This window comes from uncultured Shewanella sp. (genome assembly GCF_947501665.1).
Taxonomy (GTDB): domain Bacteria; phylum Pseudomonadota; class Gammaproteobacteria; order Enterobacterales; family Shewanellaceae; genus Shewanella.
The window spans coordinates 63,620-82,954 of record NZ_CANMWS010000017.1; the positions used below are offsets into that span (position 1 = coordinate 63,620).

Genomic DNA, 19,335 nt, shown 5'->3' on the forward strand with positions numbered 1-19,335 from the left:
GTCATAACTTGAGACTAACTTAGCAAAGGATATGATGAAAAATTGGGCTGAAATGGGCAACCAACCGAGACACCCAGAATTAAAAAAACAACAACCTAGATACCCATGATTATTGGGGGAGTAAATGTTAGTGCTTTATCTTGTATCGCTCATTCTCTGCTTTTTAGTGACGGCAGGTTGCTTTTATTTTTATTTGAGAAAATTAGGTGTAACCCAAGCGTTAAGTCAAAGAAGCTGTTTTTTAAGTTTTCTTGTGGTTGGAGTGACGGCCTTAGGTGCTGTGGCTGCGGCGCATGTAAATGGGCTCGTTGCTATCATGGCGATAGGTGTTATCTACTTTATGATTAGGCATTTTCTAGAAATAACGAAAACCCAAGTGTTTGCTTTGATTGTCGGTCTTTATATCGTCAATGTGGTGGTTGTTAGTGTTACCTTGATGGTGTGTTTACCGAGTTATCAGGCATCCACCTGATACCTAGTGGTTAGATCTAGTAACTTAGTAACTTAGTAACTCAGTAACTTAGTAACTTAGTAACTCAGTAACTTAGTAACTTAGTAACTTAGTAACTAGGCACCCAAGATTATTTGGCTGATTAACGACCATAAACTCGGCTTTGAATAGTAGGTAAGTCATAGCTGGGGGCATTGCTTGATGAGGCGACATTGCTGGCTTGTATGGTTTATGTTGATTATTCCTTATTAACGAATAGGCCTATACGCGTAAAAATGGCGAGTATGCCCGAGCAATCGGAGTATACAAGTTTCTCGTTAAGATTATTAGTAGATCATATGTTGAGAATGGTTCAGATCTAGATTTGATAGGTACTGAGTGTTGATATCTTTCAGAATTCTCAGTATGTTATTGATTAATAATGGCTGGCTTTAAATTTTTATGCATACACATAATTGCTATGGTGGATTAATTGTTGGGCATCACCATAATCCAATAGGCGGTTTTATGGCCATTGAACATATCCCACGCTACTTAGGTGATCGTAAAGATGCATTGGCTTTTGAGAATGAATGTGTTCAGGCTAAGGCTGAGGAAGAAAGTGAAATCAGCAACTAACAAGTCGGTGCATGTGGACAGCCACTGCTTCGCGGCGTCTGCCCATTACCGAGACGTTATAAGGAAATACATAGAATGAGAAATATTTCAGTTTTAAGTCTGCTGTTACTCATTATCACGAACATATGTTTCGCTGATGAGTCGTTACCAGACTTAAAAGTAGAGAAAATTGAAGACAGTATTTATCTTCATACATCATTTGAAAAAATTGCAGGATGGGGGCTTGTCGCATCAAATGGGTTGGTCGTGCTTGATAATAATGATGCATATATTATTGACACGCCAATTTCTCCTCAGGATACAGAAGTACTCGTAAAATGGATTCGAGAGCGTGGCTTTATTGTTAAGGGAAGCATTTCGACACATTTTCACGATGATAGCGCCGCGGGTACCTCATACCTTAACTCAGTATCGATTCCTACACACGCCTCAAAACTAACGAATGAATTGATCCATAAAGATGGTCGGGAGCAGGCTAAATACTCTTTTGATAGTACTAGCTATTGGTTAGTTAAAGACAAAATTGAGGTTTTTTATCCCGGAGCTGGTCATACTAGAGACAACGTAGTCGTCTGGATGCCTAATAAAAAAATTCTGTTCGGCGGTTGTTTTGTAAAGTCTAAAAGTCTTGGTTATTTAGGTGATGCTGTATTAGAAAGTTGGCCTGCATCCGCTGAAAAACTTATATCCAGATATAGAGCCGCAAGGCTTGTTGTTCCAGGTCATGGGAAAGTTGGAGACGTATCATTATTAACTAAAACGCTGAATTTGGCGCTTGAGGGTGTCGCTTCTAACAAGTCAATTCAGCCGTCCGCTAACGCGTCGGCAGATTGAAGCGTTAAGTGTATATGCAACATGGAGTGCATCATTCAAAAATGAATATATTAAAATGCTTTTCCAGATTGGATGAGCTTTACGAAATCCTTGATGTAAAGTTAACTGAAATAGAGTGTGCAATCGATAAGTCAGAAGATCCCGACTCAGATGGTTTATTTGACCAATCTGAATATTATGTTGGTATTGGCTTAGCCGCTGCGCAACAATATCTGGCTGAAGCGGCCACTTTCTCAGGTATAGATAAAGATAAAGCGTATAAATTAGGTCCTCGCCATAAATCTGGTCTTGCTTATATTAAGGCAATAGATTCAGCTGCTAATTATTGGAAGCATGAAGCAGAGTGGTGGACAGACCTAGATACATTAAATAACTCCAACCCCAAAATAAGAACTCATGTTGTAACTGTCGCAGAAACTAGCCATTATCAACTTTCTAATTTTTTATATGCGTTGTCTAACGATAAAGAAATCAAACTAAAATGCTTACTTCCCATAATTGATGAATGGTTAGGTGCACTGAATAGTTAAAAAACACATAACAAGAGACTATGGCGTCAATCGTTAATGTTAAGTTTTTGGTTCTTGCCACAAAATGCCATCTCTTAACATTGAATTTAAGATAACAACTATCTTCCTTATGCAGACCGTATTTTTAGATAAATAATGGCTGGCTTTAAATTTTTTTGGGTAAGAGTGTCATGACTTTGACGAGTCCAGTATGTGTGTTATTAGGTTGGTGCTGAACGGTATAAGATTTATTGGGTTGTGATTTCATTCACGTCATATTTAGCAATACAGCCGTGATTAGGGGAGAGGTGGGCGGTAAAAACGTATTGTTTGTTTGCCTCTAATACCATCTGGTGTTCAATGTCATTGCTATAGCTTCTGCCTGAGTAGAAAATAAGACAACTCACAATCAATTGATGAGGGCCAGGATCGAGGTGTAGTATGTGTGTTGATGTAAAAAAGTCACTGACTTTTTTGCCATTAACGTATTCTATTTTCGTCGATGCCGAAGTAGAAAGCGGAACGAGAAACTGAAATGATGAGTCTTCAAATGCGACTATGGTGGCTTTATTGTTAGGAGTGTTAACTTGGCTTAAATCCGTTGCACAGGCTGCCAAGATGAATAGCGACACAGATACGATAATATTTCTCATACTTGTTCCTTAAGTCTGTTTATTGAGGGAGGGGACTAAAAAGCCTTTGTTGCATTATAGTGCTCATTGAGCATTTAGGTTGCTATAAGTGCAAATGTATCGAGATGAAAAACATTGAAAGTGATGTTGAATAGAAAAAAATAACAATAAATAACAAAGACATTCATAATTATTTCGAATGAATAAGTATAAACTAGGGGTCGTTGACAATTGGCCATGATTATCTGATTAAGATACCATTTTTCTCTTTGAAGTTCATATGTCCCGTAAAATAATTAGCGATAAACAGTGGAAACGAATTCATTTGCTTATTGACAGTGTTGATATTAAATTGACTTTTATATCAAGGGGTAATCATCAGGATAAGGTTTTTAGTTGTTGTCAAAAAAATTAATTATGGGTGTCTTAATTATCTTTTAATTGATTTTTTGAGGGCTCGTTTTGTATCAAGATAATTTTATAGTATTCACTGGGGGGCCAGGCTCTGGAAAAACGACAGTGATTAATGCGCTGAAAGCACAAAATTTCTCTTGTTCTGAAGAAGCTGGCCGTAAAGTTATTCAAACTCAAGTTGAACAAGAAGGTGATGCGCTGCCTTGGGCAAATAAAGAAGCTTTTCGTGATTTAATGTTTAAATTTGAAATAGCCTCATATCTGCAGCACCAAAGTCAAAATGGGCTTGTTTTTTTCGATCGAAGCATCATCGATATTCTGGGTTATTCAAACCTTGAACAAATCCAACTATCTGATGAGTTAATATCAGCGATCTCTGATTATAAATATCATTCTAAAGTCTTCATTTTTCCACCTTGGAAAGAGATATTTACCCATGATAGTGAACGTAAACAAGATTTTGCCATTGCGATAGAGACTTATAAAAAAATGGTGTCAGCATATGAGTGCGCAGCTTATGAACTGATTGAGGTTCCATTTGGCTCAGTCAGTGAAAGAGTCGATTTTATCTTAGCCAATTTATAGTGCAGCTGACACATGCAGTGGATCCTTTTTTGGTTGTGAGTATCCATTGCGTTATCGGTTGTAGTGTCGTTTTTGGTGTCTTTAGTCGCGTTTTTTCTGCGCGTGCAATGAGTATATGAGGGGGGCTCGTATGGAAGCGGCGGTAGAATAATACGCCATAATAAACAGTGGGAACTGATTAATGCATAAAAGCCTATTTTATCAACTTTATGCAACCCATTTTCCTTTCAAAAAATTTCACTTCACACACTCCTATCTAAAGAAGCACTGATCATAATGGTATACGCGAGTGATAAGTGCTTATTAATGGCAGGGCAATGCTATACCCAGTAGCTTTGGCCCAATATTATGAATTATCTGAACAATTAGGATGAAAAATAATCAAGGGAGTTTTTTCCAGCTAAAATACCTTTATCTTTACATAATGTAACAAAATGAAGGGGGTAGTACTTAAGTTGTTGAAAAAAAGATGTTGAAGCGAGGGTAATGAAAGTAATTAGTGGTGAAGTTGTAAATTTAAGGATTAATCTGATTTACAATGATTCTGATAATCATTATCATTCGCGCCTAAATTGAATGACCATGAAGTATCAATTAACCCATGTTGTTAACACCTCGCTTTAAAATGAAGACACTGGCTTTATCTCTGTCACTGGTTTACGCTACCGCTACGCCTGTTTATGCCTTACAAGATCAGCTTATTAACGTTAAATCTACCTCAGTCGGTTCGGCATTATCACAACTTGCTAAACGCAGCAATGTTGAAATCTATGCCACAAAAAGTGCCCTGCAAACAGCCCATTTATCTGATGAGTTGATCTTGAATACCGAGTCACTGGCTAACGCATTGACGGCAGTATTGGCTAATACCGATTTAGAAGCATACTGGTTAAATGACGAGCAAGTGGTCATTAAACATAAAAGCGATACACGTGCTGTTGATCAGTTGATGACATCAGAAAATAATCTATTGAACGATGGGCAAGATCTTAACAATATCGAACGGATCAGCGTATACGGTCGGCATAATCGGTTAGTGTTAGAATCGGGCACTGCAACTAAATCAAATATGTCATTACTGGAGACCCCAGCCGCTATCGTGGTTGTTGACAGTGAGTTGCTTAGCGAGCAGGGAATAACGACCTTGCAAGAGAGTATTCGTAACGTGAGTGGATTGACCCAAGCGGGTAATAACTATGGTATCGGTGATAATCTGATCATTCGTGGCTTGGGGGCTAATTATACTTTAGATGGCATGTATGGCGGCGCCAGTTTAGGCAACTCCTATAATCCTACTCGCTCATTAACCAACATTGAAAGTCTTGAAGTACTCAAAGGCCCTGCAACCGGTCTATATGGCATGGGCGCTGCCGGCGGCATAATTAACATGATCGAGAAAAAACCGCTTGATGAACCCAGATACCAAATTCAAACCAGTATCGGTCAGTGGGACAGCCACTCTTTAATGTTCGATGCTACGGCGCCTATTACAGATCAAACCGCTTATCGCTTAGTGGGCAACTATGAATCCAGTGATGGTTATCGAGGGCTAAGCTCTGAGCGCAGTGAAGTCTATGCCACACTCAGCCATCAGTTAAATGATAATAATAATTTTATCTTCTCAGCAGCTTATATTGATGATGAAGTGCAAGTGGACTCCATTGGCCACCCTGTGCGGATCTTGAATTATGACAGTATCGATGCAAACCCAGGGGAGATCAGCTGGGAAGATTTACCCAATGATACCAATGCAGATGGCGACGAACTTTACGGGATCAGCTTAACCGATGAGCAACGACAGCAGTTGGCCGACTCTCTGGTATCAACCGATGGCTTAGAACCTTACGATCTAGGAGAGCAGGCGTTGATATCACCTTTGTCGAGGCCTAATGAAGGGCAGGAAGCTCGTTTTAAGTTGCAACATGAAATGGATATCGATACTAACATATTCCTGCATCAGCAATTTGCCTATCGTGAATATTCTTCAGACTTTATTCGTCAAACGGGCGCTTATAACTACGTTTATTGGGATCGCAACGGTGAGATCAATGCCGATCCGAGAGCACCACTGGTAATAGACGGCGTACTTTACCCTTATGCTGCTCGTCGTCAGGAATCCAGGCGGACTAAAGTTGATGAAAAAACCTGGCAATATTTCGCGGATCTCACCGTTAGTTGGTCACTCCCCATTATTGACGGCGAGCATCTATTCAGTGCCAATTATGAAAATCGCGATATGGCCTTAAAGTCTTGGTCTGCCTATGATGCTGACGGCACTAAAGAGGGTGCTAATGCTATCCCTTACATTTTAGATATTCGTAACCCTAATTGGGGAACAGGTACCTTTGAAGATTATGATCCTGTATTGAAAAGTAACTACGACAAATCTGTTTCTGCTTGGGGAATGAGTTTTCAAGAGGTGCTTTATTTCGGTGATAGCTTAACTGGACGTTTTGGTATTGCCTATAGCGGTATTAAGCAAAGTTACCAGCATAAAGGGACAGATAATAGCCCTGAAATAAGCGAAGAAGCCGACACAGATGATGCAGGTGCAACCTATAATCTGGGGCTAAACTATCGCATCAACGAACAGCTGGCGTCTTTTGTCAATTACTCTAAGGGGCGAATGGCTTATAGTATCTTGGATCCGGTTTCTGGTACAACGAGTGACCGCCCTGATTCAGAGTCGCTCTCTTTTGATATCGGCGTCAGGTTTACCGCCTTTGATGAAGACTTACTGGGCTCTTTAGTGTGGTTTACTACCAAGCGCACCAACCTGCGTTATGTTAATCCTGAGTATAACGATAACCCAGATGATGTTGAATTTAACATCAGTGTGCCGCAATACTATTACGATAATAACGATACCACCAAAGGCGTTGAGTTTGACTTGAACTTGGCACTGAATGACGTCTGGTCAATGAACGTGAATGCCACTTATCAAGATGCCTATAGTATATATGCTGGTGAACGTTCAGAGCAGAATAAAGGGATACCACAGAAATTTGCCAGTTTATGGAGCAACTACCAGTATCAATTTACCGCTTTACCTTCGCCTATCACATTTGGCTTAGGCGTCACCTATGAAGATGAGCGTAGCATCAATTCGACCGCATTTGGATTGCCAAATTCAGTGGTTGATGCTTATGTATTGTGGGATGCGAATATCAGTTATCAGCTAGAAGAGTGGGATATTCAGCTGAATTTGCGTAACTTAACCGATACTAATTATTACAGTAAGCCGTTATTTTTAGGGGGATTGCCAGGTGAGTCTCGTAATGCCAAACTCAAGGTTCGCTATACGTTTGACTAGTCTTTTTTGAACACTGTTGTTCGAATAGATTGACTATGACTACCCAGCCAAAAACAAGTGATTTGTTTTTGGCTGTCGTCGTTAATTCACTTGCCCAGAGAGCCTATGAAAACGTCTTTAACGATTAGTATTCGTTGTTTGGCCGCCGTCGTTGGTGGTTATTTTGTTGCCAGTTTATCGAGTTTAGCTTTAGTCCCAGTACAACTGGCTTTATTTAAGCTCACTGTGGAAGATGCAATATTGATTGCCACTATGCTCAGTTATGTGGTTTTTTTTGTGGTGTTCATTGACTGCTTTTGCCAAGGGTCGGCACTTAAGGCTTGGCGTAATATTTTGGTTTATAACGGTATTTTAGCCTCTATTTGTTGGTACAGTGGGGGAGTATTATGAAGCCTGATTTCAGACGCACCATGATCTGGCTGCATACTTATACAGGGTTACTCATAGGCTGGTTGTTATTTGCCATCTTTTTTACCGGTACCCTGAGTTATTTTAATGATGAGATCACTCAATGGATGCAGCCTGAGTTTGAGAGTCGTAACAGCAGCGAAAACCAGCACTTAGCGCTCATTAATCTCTCAATCGCTAAACTCACAGCTCAAGGTAAAGAGCAGGATAATTGGCACATTGATTTACCTAACACTAGGAGTAACCAATGGCGTTTACAGTGGCAACAAGGCGAAATACGCCAATCCTTGTACTTACAAGGTGAAAATGGCGATCAGGTGATGCCAAGGCAAACTGCGGGAGGGGATTTTTTTCGAACGTTTCATTATTCTCTAGAGTTAAGAAATGTTGGCGGGCGCTATCTCAGCGGTATTGCTGCCATGGTTATGCTACTGGCTGTTTTTAGCGGTATTTTTACCCATAGACGTTTTTTTCGTGATTTTTTTACTTTGCGTAAAAAGACATTGCTTAAAACACTGACTGATTTTCATGCCATCACTGGAATAGTGACGATCCCTTTTGCGTTAATGATCTGTGCCAGTGCCTTGGTGATCTATATCGGGCTTTACATGCCTTGGAGCGCTCAATATTACTTAGAAGGTGGTACTCGAGAGCTTAATCAAAAAGTGACCACTTATTTACCTAAGGTAACACCTGCCAATCATTTTCAGGAGCCGATAACTGATTTTTCCGTTATACAAAAACAGCTTGAAAAAATCTGGGGTGAAGATCATCAAATCAAACGCATTTCGTTTGAACATCCCTTTGATAGTAATGGGCGGATCATTGTTGAGCGTAGCAAACAATTATCGCTGTCAAATAAAGCTGATGTATTAGTATTCTCTGCTCACAGTGGTCAGTCGTTAACGGGCATTCCACTCGAGCGCACGGCTAGGCAGATCCGTCGAATTTTTTATGGTTTACATGAGGCTCACTTTGCCGATCCCGGATTACGTTGGCTATTTTTTATTAGCGGTTTGCTGTCCTGCACCCTTATTGCCAGTGGCTTGATCATTTGGCTGAATAAACGCTTAGAAAAAGTCAAGCAACGCCATATGGGGCACTTTATTGTAGAGCGTTTAAATATTGCCGGTATTGCCGGACTCATGTTAGCGGTTTTAGCCTACTTTTATGCTAATCGTTTATTGCCAATTGATATTGACGATCGCGCAAGGCTAGAAATCACCATTTTCTTATTGGCTTGGTTAGTGAGCTTGCTACATAGTATGTTGCGTCCGGTAAATAACGCTTGGCTAGAACAGTTATTACTTGCTTCAACAGCATGTTTTTTATTACCTGTTGTTGATGTTATCCAGCAATCACAAAGGCTGCTTCAAGCCATTGAGCATCAAAATTGGGTGTATATCGGTTTTGAACTTGCACTATTAATGACGGGTGCACTGTTATATAAAACAGCAATTGCTCTTTATCGCAGGCAAAAAAAGCCAATGAATTGGCAGGTAACACGTTCAAATATAAGGAATAAACCCAATGCTGCTTAGTTTTCTGCTTCAACTAATCGCGATAGCCATGTTAGCTTTAGCTATGCATAAGCATTTTAAAGCGGTGTTTAACCTAAATATCACACCATTACAGGTTAAATTGTTAACCTTACTTGGTTGGCCTTTGTTGTGTTTATCCTATTATCTGGCGATTTTTAGTCTAGCTGCGCCGATAGCGACAGTATACTGGCTGGGATTATTGTCATTGAGTATCTTGTTTGTGGCCTTAGTGACCAATTAAAGAAAGAAAAGGAAAATATCCCTTGAGGGCTTAATGTTGCATTGTTATTAACTTGAGCCGTGGTTAGGGGAGAGATTGTGTGTTGAGTATGAAGGTAGTTTGATCGGAGCTGATGTCAATGCGTATGCACACTTTTTTAAAAGATTAAAAGATTAAAAGATTAAATGATGAAAAGATTAGGATATAGCATGGAGAAAAAGAGCGTAGAAGGACGGTATCGAGAACGTTTCTATGGTGTATCCTTTAACATTGTGTAGCCCTTAAAAAGCGATTTAAGTCAAACCTATGTTTGGATTTTGCTTCGTTAGGTATTTTTGAGTCAAATCATCAGTGTTTTTTAAATTTGAATATTTTACCTGCTAGAATAAAATTAAATCCCAAAATATTTTTGCTTTCAACAGGGGTAATTAATTCAATACTGCCTAGCTTCAATAACGAATAGATTAATTCAGAGATCAGCGTTACGGCATATTTTTTACCAGGACAATACCTGTCGCCGCCACTGAATACATATTTTTTCGTTCCCGATAATTCGCCATAATGATTGAGCCCTGACACATATACTTTATTATTATCATCGACCCGTAATGTTCCACTTATTACCGCATCGGTAGATAATGCTTGATACATCGTAGAGATTATTATGTCTAGTGTTTGTGCTTTATTTTTATTAGATTGTATGTTTTTTTGTAAATCAGAAGAGTTCGAAATGGCTGCCAGTGTTTTTATCAATGCGTTGGTGGTATTTAAACTGGCACCAAAAAACATGCCAAGCACACTTTTTTTATCTTTTAGAGGAAGATTGCTAGCTTCAACGATATTATAGATTTGACTATTGTGCCTTTTAGATGAAATATCTTTGTTCATTATTCTAATAATGTCGCGTATTTTTCTTGATCTTGGAAATAATAATCGTTTTATCATTGGCCAGATCATGAAAGGAATAAAATAGGCGTACTGCCCCTCTTTTGAAAATGCATAACGTATATCACTATACGTTACTTTACTTGATACTTGGTGAAGGTGAGGGCACTCAAGAATTTTATAGACGAGGGATACGTTAATCATTTGGTATAAATTATCAGCACTTAAAAATGTTGGCTCAGAATTGAGATAAATGGAGAGTATTTCATTGTCTATAAAATCAGAGTTTATTTGTAATGCTTTGTCATCTAAGTACTTATTAACATTTCGCTTAAGTCGTTTCCACGCAGGGGTGAGTGTGGTAACAGTAAATATATTAGTGCCATCAAAGATTATTTTAAATGCTTTTTTTTGGATGTCTGGTTTTGTTGATAGGGTATTGATTATATATTCGTGAGCGCTGATGGAACGAGCTTGAAACATTTTCTTCCCATAATTTTTAATTTCCTTAAAAGACATATTTCTTGAGTGTGTATCCATTTTCAAATCCTGTAGGGGATACAGATATCATGCAATTACTGAATAACATAATACTGCTATTGACTAAGCGTTATATAAGTGGGGGCATTTGTCAAAATTAAGCTTAATTTCATTGTCTAGATATTTTGAAAGGATGAATACTTTTCATGATGATTTTATTTTACAATATGCTAAGCTCAGCTTGTGTTAATAGCATCACCTTTGATGGTTGGTTGAAAAATAAAATTCATGTTAATCAACAGGTAATGAGTATTTTGAAAACATTAACGGATCTGAATATCAATTGAAGATTGTGCCGACTTCAGGACATAATGACTAAGCGCTTCAGCAATCAAGTCTGAGCGCTAAGCTTTAGAGGTCTTTGAACTATTGGTTAGGCCGACGCAGCTTTAGTAACCATGAGCTATTGTTTTTTTCTGCGTCATAAAATACCGCCATGGTGAAGAAGAACATCAATAATAAAATAATGTGGGCTGCTAGGCTGACACCAAAATAAAGAATACTGCCAAGATAGGCCGCAAAGGCGACACTCCACATAGTCGCTAAAATCGTCATAATATAAAACCGGCTGACGGGATCGGGAATGTGTCGCAGTGGGTTCTTGCTAGAATCAAAGATATATTTGTAATAATCATATATTTTCAGTGCGAATGTTTTCATGACAAACTCTCTTATTTAAACATCTACCTTACTTTACTCTACGAAGTGATTGGACATTTGGATCAGTATTAAAATGATCCTTCTGTGATTTTAAGAGACTTGTTTTTTCAAATATGCTCACCATCAGCGTGGTTTGTCTCTGAGGTGGCATTTAAATTTGAGTGTTTGAAATAGCTGTAGTAAGGGAGGAGACCATCACATCAGGGTAACTACAGAGTACTTTTTCATGAATATGTTACAAAATTGAAATTGTCATTGTTGCCCCCTTTTGAAAAAATCCAGTGCTCTCAACCTTGCCTGTTTGTGATCTACCAGTGGTGGCCAGTAATTGGCAAGGTTTGGATGCTGCGCTAAATATTCATGAGGAAAGTGGATTACCTCATTGGGCAAAGCATCTAGCTCGGGTAAATAGCGCCGAATAAACGCTCCGTTTGGATCAAATTTTTGACTTTGGGTGATAGGATTGAAAATTCGAAAGTAGGGCTGTGCATCACAGCCAGTACTGGCCGCCCATTGCCAGCCGCCGTTATTAGCACTTAAATCACCATCAATGAGATGAGACATAAAAAATTGCTCGCCCCAACGCCAATCGATTAACAGGTGTTTTGTCAAAAAGCTGGCAACGATCATTCTTAAGCGGTTATGCATCCAGCCGGTTTTTAGCAGTTGTCGCATAGCGGCATCGACAAGTGGGTAACCAGTTTTGGCTTGGCACCAAGCGTTAAAATGATCCATTGAATTTAGCCAAGGTAAGTGCTGGTAGTGACGTTGAAAGCATTGTCCTTGACTAAGTGTAGGGAAGTGAAACAGCAAGTGTTTATAAAAATCTCGCCATATTAATTCATTGAGCCATGGAAACTGAGCATGATCAGGATCTAAGAGAATCTCAGGCTGGGCTTGAATGAGTTGAGTGGCGACGAAACGTGGGCTAATGGCACCAATGGTGAAATAAGGAGACAGTCCTGATGTGCCTTTAATCGCCGGAATATCACGAGTGTCACCGTAATGCTGCACTTTATGTTGTAAAAAATGGGGCAGTACTTGCGTCATCATGTGATCGCTAAGTGGCCAAGCGCTAGAGTCTTGCTGGGGGTAATCAAATTCAAATGTTTGCCGAGTCTTTTGTAAAGTGCTTTGTTTAGTCGATGTCGATGCATGAGAGACTGAATGTAAATGAGCAAGATTATTTGACTGAGTAGGCGCGCTGACGAAATCAATCCCCTTTGTTTGAACATAGCTCAACCAGGCTTTTTTAAACGGAGTAAACACCTTAAACATTTGCCCTTGTTTATTCAGTATGGTGCCCCGTGGCGCGATAATATCTGACTCAAACAAGGTGAGATTAAGTTCTGTGTCTTGCAGGGCATTGTCACGTTTTATTTCGTTGATTTCACTCTCGCGATTAGCAAAAACCTGCGTGATATGATGTTGCTCACAATAAAGGCGTAATACCTGACTTTGGGTTTTGTAGTTGCTGGCTGCTAAGTGGATGAGTGCAATCCCAAATGAAGCCAGTTGTTGTTTTAGTAAGTTAAGATGCCGCTTGATAAAGTCAGCTTGAATGGGGGCAAGGTGATGGTCTTGCCATTGAGTGGGCGCCGAAATATACAGCGCGGTTGTGGCGCCCGACTCTATGGCTTTGTTTAATGCAGGGTTGTCATGAACGCGCAAATCACGACGTAACCAAAGTAAAGTGCTCAATAGCCATACCTCAACTTGAGGGTCTCTGGGTGTGGGTTCAGATACGCTTGTTGACTTAGGTAGTCATTTGGAAATTCAAGTAAGTAATGTTTAATCAAAGTCAGGGGGACTAGCAATGGTGCTATTCCTTTACGATAGGACATAATCGCATCAGAAAGTTCTGCTCGTCTGCTTGGCGTTAAATACTGTTTAAAATAGCCTTGCAAGTGTTGCAGTGTGTTGGTATGAGATTTTTTTGTTGCGATGTGCCTTAAGCCTTCCATGAGTTGATGAATATATTGCTTCGCTAACACGTCAATAGGCAGGTGAGACTGCATGCCCAATAATTGGCCGAGTTGCTGGTAACTTTCAAGATGGTGACTTAAGACTAAGTATTTAAGTTGGCTATGAAAAGCGATCAATTTGTGTTTACTCAAACCACTGGCTGTTAATGTGAGCCATTTTTGGTAAGTAAAAATACGGGTGATGAAGTTCTCACGCAATATGGGATCGTTAAGACGGCCACTTTCTTCCACAGGTAGGGCCGGATTGGCTTGCATTATTTGCTCTGCAAACAAACCAACGCCTGTTGCACTTGAGCCTTGACCGTTGTGATGATAAACCTTGACTCGCTCCATACCGCAAGTGGGACTTTTAGCACAAAAAATGAAGCCTGCTATGTCGGTGGCTGTATTGGCGATGTCTTTGCCATATTGAGTAACGGCTTGAGTGACATCCTGACTGCCATCGGGCCGAGAAAGCGTAATGAGTCCATCTTTATCAATTTGTCGAATACTTTTTCTGGGGGTTGGAAGGCCCACGGCCACTTCAGGACAAATGGGTTTGAATTGTACAAATTCGCTGAGTTGCTGTGTACAAAAAGTGGAGCGTTTATGCCCACCGTCAAATCGCACATTTTGTCCCATGACACAGGCACTAATGCCTACTTTCATTTTGTTTTTGGTAGGAGTATTCATCCTGTGGCTCCTTGATAGTTCAGTAAATGAGTTTACCGATGGGGTTGAGCATTTGAGACATACCTTGAGTAAATTTCAATGCGTCATTGGATACGGTTAGGCACACACAGCCTTCTTTTGAGATGGGTTGATGGGTGTGATCGTTATTTAACCAGATGAAGTCACCGGCGTGATATGTGCCCATTTCATCTTCAAAGCTACCTTGTAATAATAAGGTAATTTCAAACCCTTTGTGGGTATGACAGGGCACGCTGCCATTTTTAGCAATGCTCAGTAAACTCATTCTGCGTTCATCGTCCTCAATATTGAGCCTAGCGCGAGATATTTTGCCTAAGCCTTGCCAGTCTTTAAGTGCAATGGATTTAAGTGCATGAGGCAAGGATAAACGCTTCCCTTCTATTTCAATCTCGGTGACATTTTTTGGCAAGTTTAATGGGGTGTCTTGCTCAGCTGACGTGATCTGGCCCATCATGTGGAGCACATCATCACTCAATGTGTCGTTATTATCGAGTTGATGAAGGTCGTCGAGATCATCAAAGTAGCTCGATGCCGCTTGTTGAGTCAGTTTAGCGACTTTTGATTGGCAAGCTGGGCACATTTCAACGTGACTGGACACAATAACAGAAAGGCTGATGGTTAAATCGGCTTCGATAAACCGAGTGAGTAATGCGTCACTAGGATGGTGGTTAATCATTGTCGTGATCTCCCAAATACTGTTTAAGTTTGGCAAGGGCGAGTCTGAGGCGAGATTTTATGGTGCCTAAGGGCACATTCAAAAGCTGCGCTAGCTGCTCTTGTGAGAGTTCTTGATAGTAAATCCCTTTAACGACCTCCTGTTGCGCTGGTGGTAAGGTGTCTATGTAGTTGAGCAACAGTTTACTTTGTAAATGATCTTGCAACTGTTCATGAGTATCCAAGTGCGCTGCAGCGGTATCGGGCAAGTTATCAATCGGCCAAATGTTATTTGAAAAAGTTTGCTCTGATTGAGTTTGCATTTTTCGTAACATATCAAAGCAAGCATTGCGCATAATGGTATACACCCAAGTAGTCGCCGCTCCTTTGCTCTTTTGATACAAATGGGCTTTTCGCCAGACATTGCTCATGGTGTCTTGTAATAATTCATTGGCCATGGCATCGGTGTTGAGTTTACTGAGGCCAAAGCGTTTTATTTTTGGGGCGAAGAAGGTAAACAGATGAGTGAAAGCATGCTTGTCTTTTTGATTAGCAACACGTTCGAGACAATCACACAGCTCGATTGGGTTAGAATGAGGTGGAATAATGCCCTCCTTGTGACTTGTATGTTCTTGAGCACTTATCTGCATTTTAGACCAACCATTTAACTTCTTTCCATTTAACTTAAAGCTACATACGCTTGCTTTCTCAATAGGGATCACTTTATTTTCGTTTTTTATTTGTCGTGATTATTACCGAAAGCAGATGAGGGGGGAGTGATTTTTGAACAATAAGTTGTGTCTCATTTGAAAAGTATTTATTTTTTAGCTGGTTTTTGAGGGGGCGATGATGTCTGTCGAGTTGGGCTGTTTAAAACTTCATACTCATATTTTTTGTCACTTGCTTATGCCAATCTAAGTCAATAACTGATCATTTAGCGGGAATGAACAATACAGTAGGCAAGGCGTTCACTTTAAAAATGTGCTGCAATGTCGGCAAGCATTGATTTATTTTGGTGTCGATTTAAAATAATCATTTCATTTTTGTGAGGGTGATGATGTTATATATCTTTTCGGGGTTGCCAAGCACGGGGAAATCAGTGTTAGCACAGTATTTGTCGCAATGGATTAAAGGGACCTATCTTCGTATTGATACCATAGAGCAAACAATGAAAAACAGTGGCATGAATGTCAGTTTTGACCAAGGTTATCAGGTTGCTTTTAAGTTGGCCGAGGATAATTTAACCTTGGGTCAAAGTGTTGTGGCTGATTCGGTTAATCCCGTTATACAATCGAGAGAGGCTTGGCATGAGGTGGCAAGCTAAGCTAAAACTGCGTTTTGTAACATTGAAATTATCTGTTCAAACAAGCTTGAACATCAGCGGCGGATCGCTCAGCGCAAAGCGGATATTTCTGCGCTCCAATTGCCGACTTGGCAACACGTTATCGAGCGTGAGTACCATGAATGGCAGGATAATAACAGACTTGTCATTGATACTGCAGGTAAAACCATAGAGCAAAGTCAGAAGGAACTGATCAGTGTATTGGAGCTTGAGCATCAAGGTTTTGTTACGGCATGATAAGCTCTGCCTTGTCTAAAGAGCCCACAAACAGCGGTAGAAATCATCACGAAAAATCAACACGATCTAATATTATTTGATTTATTTTATGCTATTGCGTATTTTCATTTGAAAATTAATTAAAGAAAGATCAATGATGGCATTAATGAATGGTGTTGCCATAGTGACAGGTGCTGGACGGGGCATTGGTGCGGCAACCGCTAAATTATTGGCTTCAAGAGACTATGCGGTTTGTGTTAACTACCTTAACGATCATGTGTCTGCTGAAGCGGTGGTAATGCAAATACGGCAAGCTGGTGGAAAGGCCATCGCGATAAAGGCTGATGTTTCTAAAGAAAATGATGTTCTTGCTTTGTTTGAGCGTGTAGAACAGACATTGGGTATTGTGACACATTTAGTGAATAATGCAGGCGTGTTATTGCCTCAGTCCCGCTTAGTGGATCTTGATGCTGCGCGTTTTAATCAAATGATGCAAACTAATGTAACCAGCTGTTTTTTATGTTCAAAGACATTCATCCAACGCTTACAAAGTAGTGACTTGTTAGCGGATGGAACGCTTTTTAACAGTGCGATTGTTAATGTATCATCAGCAGCTGCGAGAACCGGTGCGCCTTTTGAATATATTGATTATGCCGCATCCAAAGGGGCGATGGACAGTTTAACCAAGGGGTTATCAATTGAAGTGGCCGAGTTGGGCATTCGAGTTAATAGTGTAAGACCGGGCTTTATTCATACTCAAATGCATGCTGATGGGGGCGAGCCTGAACGCGTATCTCGGTTAGCGCCTCAGATCCCACTTAAACGTGGAGGTACGCCGAATGAAGTGGCTAATGCCATTGCTTGGCTGCTTAGTGAGGATGCAAGTTATGTAACGGGCTCTTTTATCGATTTGGCGGGGGGGAAATAGGTCTATCTAATCTTTTAAGCATTTTCACCTGTTTTATCATCGAATAAAATTAAGCTTTGTTTTTTATATTGATTTACCTATACCGTATTACCAAGGAATTTTTTGTCCATCGTAACTAAAAAAGCTGCCTGAATCTTTTGGGCTAATATGATTGATTAAGCCCATCAAACATTGGGCAACATAGTCAGGAGAGAAGAGTTTTTTACTTGGGACGTTCTGTTGAAAAGGTTCAGATAAAGCGGTGTTTGTTGTGCCGGGATGAAAAGCAATGACTGTGCAGTGAGGTAATTGATGCCGCCATTCAATGCTGATGGTTTTCAGAGCCATATTGAGGGCGGCTTTTGAAGCTCGGTAGCTTATCCATCCCCCTAAGTGATTATCTTCGATACTTCCAATTTTGGCCGATAAGGTAATAAAAAAAGTTTGCTGTGTTGAACGTAGGTGAGTGGAAAAATATTTGGCTAATAATATACTGGGTAATGTATTTAACTGTATATTTTGTTTAAAAAATTCACTATTAAAAGATTTTAAACATTTTTCAGGAAACCTCTCTTTTGTATGCAGCATACCAATGGTATTGATGAGTAGGGTTAATGACGGGATACGCTCTGCTAGGGCGGCGATATTCTCTTCCTGTGTGATATCCACTTGGATCCATTGTAATCGGGGATAGTTAAAGGAAGGAGGCTGGGTATGAAAAGTGGCATAAACGGTTGTTAAATGAGGCAGCGTAAGGGCATGTTTAATTAAACCTGTGCCTATGCCACCGCTTCCGCCGAGGATCAATATATTCATATTGTTGTTTGATGGCCAATGGGATTATTTGAGTATATACCCGTGATACTTCAAGATGCATGTTTTCAGAGTGCGTAAACGTGCCTAATTCAAGGCGTATTATTGCCTTTTAAGGTGATGGAACGCAGAAGTAGGCGCTTTTACACACTCCCAAAGGGTTGGTTTAAAAGCCTTTTATACTGTGTTATTAAACACCAACTTAGAATGACTAGGCTCGATGTTCAATGCCTTGTCTAAAAGACTTTTCATTCCAACTGAATCCTGCAGCTTGAAGTCTCACGGGTATAGAAGAGCTGTGCTTCAGTGTTCATCATATTTGCTGGATTTTCTGTTTTTTGTCCGTTTTGTTGTGCTTTGCCAGAGGTAGATGCCTGTTAATGACATGATGATAAGAGCGAGCGCCACTAGATCCATAAACCAAGGTCCTAATGGGCCAAAAAAACGCCCACTATGGATATCCAGTAATACTCGTTCCCAGGTTAAACTTTCACTTCTGGCTTTATGTGAAACCTGCGTTATAAGATTGTTGACTTCAAAGGAAGGAAGCGGACTGACCCATGAGATTGCTTTCAATGGCATTGCTTTTGTCCATTCAATAAGATCATCATCGCTGGTAAAATAACCGTTAGCGGTTTTAAGCCAAAGTTGGCCATCTTGGCCTATTGATTCAATCTGTTGGGGTAAGCCTAGGCTGCTATCCTGCTTTTCTAATAATTGACCTTGTGGTGAAATGAGATAAAGCTGGGAAGGGGTTATGGCCACATAAAGATGATTAAAAGCGGTAATAGCTAAAATGGGTTGCTCAGCTTCGATTGGCGAAAACTGACTAATCCAAATGAGGTTATCTGAACTTGCGATGAGTGGAGAGGCTTGATAAATATGAATATTGGATGGTGATTTAATACCATAGTTGTCTAGTAACCAAGAAAAGGTGACGGGCTTGGTGTCTAAAGACAGTGTGTTGCTATGATTAATTAAAATGCCCGTTATTGCCAGTAATATCACAAATAATACACTGAATATACCGAGTTTTTTATGCCAAAAGCGAAATTGTTTGCTGGCATGTTTATTGATTTTATGGTTTTTTATTCGGCGATATTTTTTGGTCATATTGA

General features: G+C 40.0%; 22 protein-coding genes. 13 read left to right on the forward strand and 9 right to left on the reverse strand.

What is annotated here, in order from left to right:
- Window positions 1-124 precede the first annotated feature (124 nt).
- The 4 genes from Q0976_RS14195 to Q0976_RS14210 all read left to right on the forward strand — a co-directional run bounded on the left by Q0976_RS14195 (window position 125) and on the right by Q0976_RS14210 (window position 2,433).
- A complete protein-coding gene (locus Q0976_RS14195; RefSeq protein ID WP_299494505.1) occupies window positions 125-472 on the forward strand; it encodes a hypothetical protein in 348 nt (115 codons plus the stop codon).
- A 420-nt stretch (window positions 473-892) separates the two neighbouring features.
- Entirely contained in the window at window positions 893-1,069 is a 177-nt protein-coding gene (locus Q0976_RS14200) for a hypothetical protein (RefSeq protein ID WP_299494506.1), read from the forward strand.
- 75 nt (window positions 1,070-1,144) lie between these two features.
- Window positions 1,145-1,903, forward strand: coding sequence for a DIM/SIM/IMP family subclass B1 metallo-beta-lactamase (gene blaDIM / locus Q0976_RS14205; protein WP_299494507.1), 759 nt, complete (start codon window positions 1,145-1,147; stop codon window positions 1,901-1,903).
- 41 nt (window positions 1,904-1,944) lie between these two features.
- Entirely contained in the window at window positions 1,945-2,433 is a 489-nt protein-coding gene (locus tag Q0976_RS14210; RefSeq protein WP_299494508.1) for a hypothetical protein, read from the forward strand.
- Between the two features lie 227 nt (window positions 2,434-2,660).
- Here the strand turns inward: Q0976_RS14210 and Q0976_RS14215 are convergent, their stop codons facing one another.
- On the reverse strand, window positions 2,661-3,065 hold the full coding sequence (locus tag Q0976_RS14215) for a hypothetical protein (protein ID WP_299494509.1): 405 nt from the start codon (window positions 3,063-3,065) through the stop codon (window positions 2,661-2,663).
- 441 nt (window positions 3,066-3,506) lie between these two features.
- On the opposite strand from Q0976_RS14215, the gene Q0976_RS14220 reads away from it, so the two are divergent.
- The 5 genes from Q0976_RS14220 (at window position 3,507) to Q0976_RS14240 (ending at window position 9,546) form a co-directional block, all read left to right on the forward strand.
- Entirely contained in the window at window positions 3,507-4,043 is a 537-nt protein-coding gene (locus Q0976_RS14220) for an AAA family ATPase (protein ID WP_299494510.1), read from the forward strand.
- A 949-nt stretch (window positions 4,044-4,992) separates the two neighbouring features.
- Complete coding sequence (locus Q0976_RS14225; RefSeq protein WP_299494593.1) at window positions 4,993-7,356, forward strand: TonB-dependent receptor; 2,364 nt, start codon at window positions 4,993-4,995, stop codon at window positions 7,354-7,356.
- A 105-nt stretch (window positions 7,357-7,461) separates the two neighbouring features.
- Window positions 7,462-7,746 (forward strand): hypothetical protein, encoded by a 285-nt coding sequence (locus tag Q0976_RS14230; RefSeq protein WP_299494511.1) that lies wholly within the window; start codon window positions 7,462-7,464, stop codon window positions 7,744-7,746.
- Window positions 7,743-9,305: a PepSY-associated TM helix domain-containing protein gene (locus tag Q0976_RS14235; RefSeq protein WP_299494512.1), complete on the forward strand. Its 1,563-nt coding sequence runs from the start codon at window positions 7,743-7,745 to the stop codon at window positions 9,303-9,305. Before Q0976_RS14230 ends, Q0976_RS14235 begins: the two co-directional genes overlap by 4 nt.
- A complete protein-coding gene (locus Q0976_RS14240; RefSeq protein WP_299494513.1) occupies window positions 9,295-9,546 on the forward strand; it encodes a DUF3325 domain-containing protein in 252 nt (83 codons plus the stop codon). The genes Q0976_RS14235 and Q0976_RS14240 overlap by 11 nt, the downstream gene beginning before the upstream one ends.
- Window positions 9,547-9,873: 327 nt before the next feature.
- On the opposite strand, the gene Q0976_RS14245 is transcribed toward Q0976_RS14240, so the two are convergent.
- Window positions 9,874-10,950 carry a hypothetical protein gene (locus Q0976_RS14245; protein ID WP_299494514.1) on the reverse strand — a complete coding sequence of 359 codons (1,077 nt, stop codon included), beginning with the start codon at window positions 10,948-10,950 and terminating at the stop codon, window positions 9,874-9,876.
- A 146-nt stretch (window positions 10,951-11,096) separates the two neighbouring features.
- Between Q0976_RS14245 and Q0976_RS14250 the strand changes: the two genes are divergently transcribed.
- On the forward strand, window positions 11,097-11,237 hold the full coding sequence (locus tag Q0976_RS14250; RefSeq protein ID WP_299494515.1) for a hypothetical protein: 141 nt from the start codon (window positions 11,097-11,099) through the stop codon (window positions 11,235-11,237).
- Between the two features lie 79 nt (window positions 11,238-11,316).
- Here the strand turns inward: Q0976_RS14250 and Q0976_RS14255 are convergent, their stop codons facing one another.
- From Q0976_RS14255 to Q0976_RS14275, 5 genes are all read right to left on the reverse strand, one after another.
- Window positions 11,317-11,610 carry a hypothetical protein gene (locus Q0976_RS14255; protein WP_299494516.1) on the reverse strand — a complete coding sequence of 98 codons (294 nt, stop codon included), beginning with the start codon at window positions 11,608-11,610 and terminating at the stop codon, window positions 11,317-11,319.
- Between the two features lie 252 nt (window positions 11,611-11,862).
- Window positions 11,863-13,311 carry a deoxyribodipyrimidine photo-lyase gene (phrB, locus tag Q0976_RS14260; RefSeq protein ID WP_299494517.1) on the reverse strand — a complete coding sequence of 483 codons (1,449 nt, stop codon included), beginning with the start codon at window positions 13,309-13,311 and terminating at the stop codon, window positions 11,863-11,865.
- The gene (locus tag Q0976_RS14265) at window positions 13,308-14,267 is read right to left on the reverse strand and encodes a DUF523 and DUF1722 domain-containing protein (protein WP_299494518.1); all 960 of its coding nucleotides are present in this window, start codon (window positions 14,265-14,267) and stop codon (window positions 13,308-13,310) included. The genes phrB and Q0976_RS14265 overlap by 4 nt, the downstream gene beginning before the upstream one ends.
- Window positions 14,268-14,286: 19 nt before the next feature.
- Entirely contained in the window at window positions 14,287-14,961 is a 675-nt protein-coding gene (locus Q0976_RS14270; protein ID WP_299494519.1) for a ChrR family anti-sigma-E factor, read from the reverse strand.
- Window positions 14,954-15,589 (reverse strand): sigma-70 family RNA polymerase sigma factor, encoded by a 636-nt coding sequence (locus tag Q0976_RS14275; RefSeq protein ID WP_299494520.1) that lies wholly within the window; start codon window positions 15,587-15,589, stop codon window positions 14,954-14,956. The genes Q0976_RS14270 and Q0976_RS14275 overlap by 8 nt, the downstream gene beginning before the upstream one ends.
- A gap of 404 nt (window positions 15,590-15,993) precedes the next feature.
- Between Q0976_RS14275 and Q0976_RS14280 the strand changes: the two genes are divergently transcribed.
- The 3 genes from Q0976_RS14280 to Q0976_RS14290 all read left to right on the forward strand — a co-directional run bounded on the left by Q0976_RS14280 (window position 15,994) and on the right by Q0976_RS14290 (window position 17,425).
- Entirely contained in the window at window positions 15,994-16,263 is a 270-nt protein-coding gene (locus Q0976_RS14280) for an AAA family ATPase (RefSeq protein ID WP_299494521.1), read from the forward strand.
- Window positions 16,264-16,362: 99 nt separating this feature from the next.
- The gene (locus tag Q0976_RS14285; protein WP_299494522.1) at window positions 16,363-16,518 is read left to right on the forward strand and encodes a hypothetical protein; all 156 of its coding nucleotides are present in this window, start codon (window positions 16,363-16,365) and stop codon (window positions 16,516-16,518) included.
- Between the two features lie 145 nt (window positions 16,519-16,663).
- Window positions 16,664-17,425, forward strand: coding sequence for an SDR family oxidoreductase (locus tag Q0976_RS14290; RefSeq protein WP_299494594.1), 762 nt, complete (start codon window positions 16,664-16,666; stop codon window positions 17,423-17,425).
- A gap of 87 nt (window positions 17,426-17,512) precedes the next feature.
- Here Q0976_RS14290 and Q0976_RS14295 read toward each other — a convergent pair whose 3' ends face one another.
- Together Q0976_RS14295 and Q0976_RS14300 are read right to left on the reverse strand one after the other, a co-directional pair.
- Window positions 17,513-18,220 (reverse strand): SDR family oxidoreductase, encoded by a 708-nt coding sequence (locus Q0976_RS14295; RefSeq protein ID WP_299494523.1) that lies wholly within the window; start codon window positions 18,218-18,220, stop codon window positions 17,513-17,515.
- 300 nt (window positions 18,221-18,520) lie between these two features.
- Entirely contained in the window at window positions 18,521-19,330 is an 810-nt protein-coding gene (locus Q0976_RS14300; protein WP_299494524.1) for a PepSY-associated TM helix domain-containing protein, read from the reverse strand.
- Window positions 19,331-19,335: the final 5 nt, after the last annotated feature.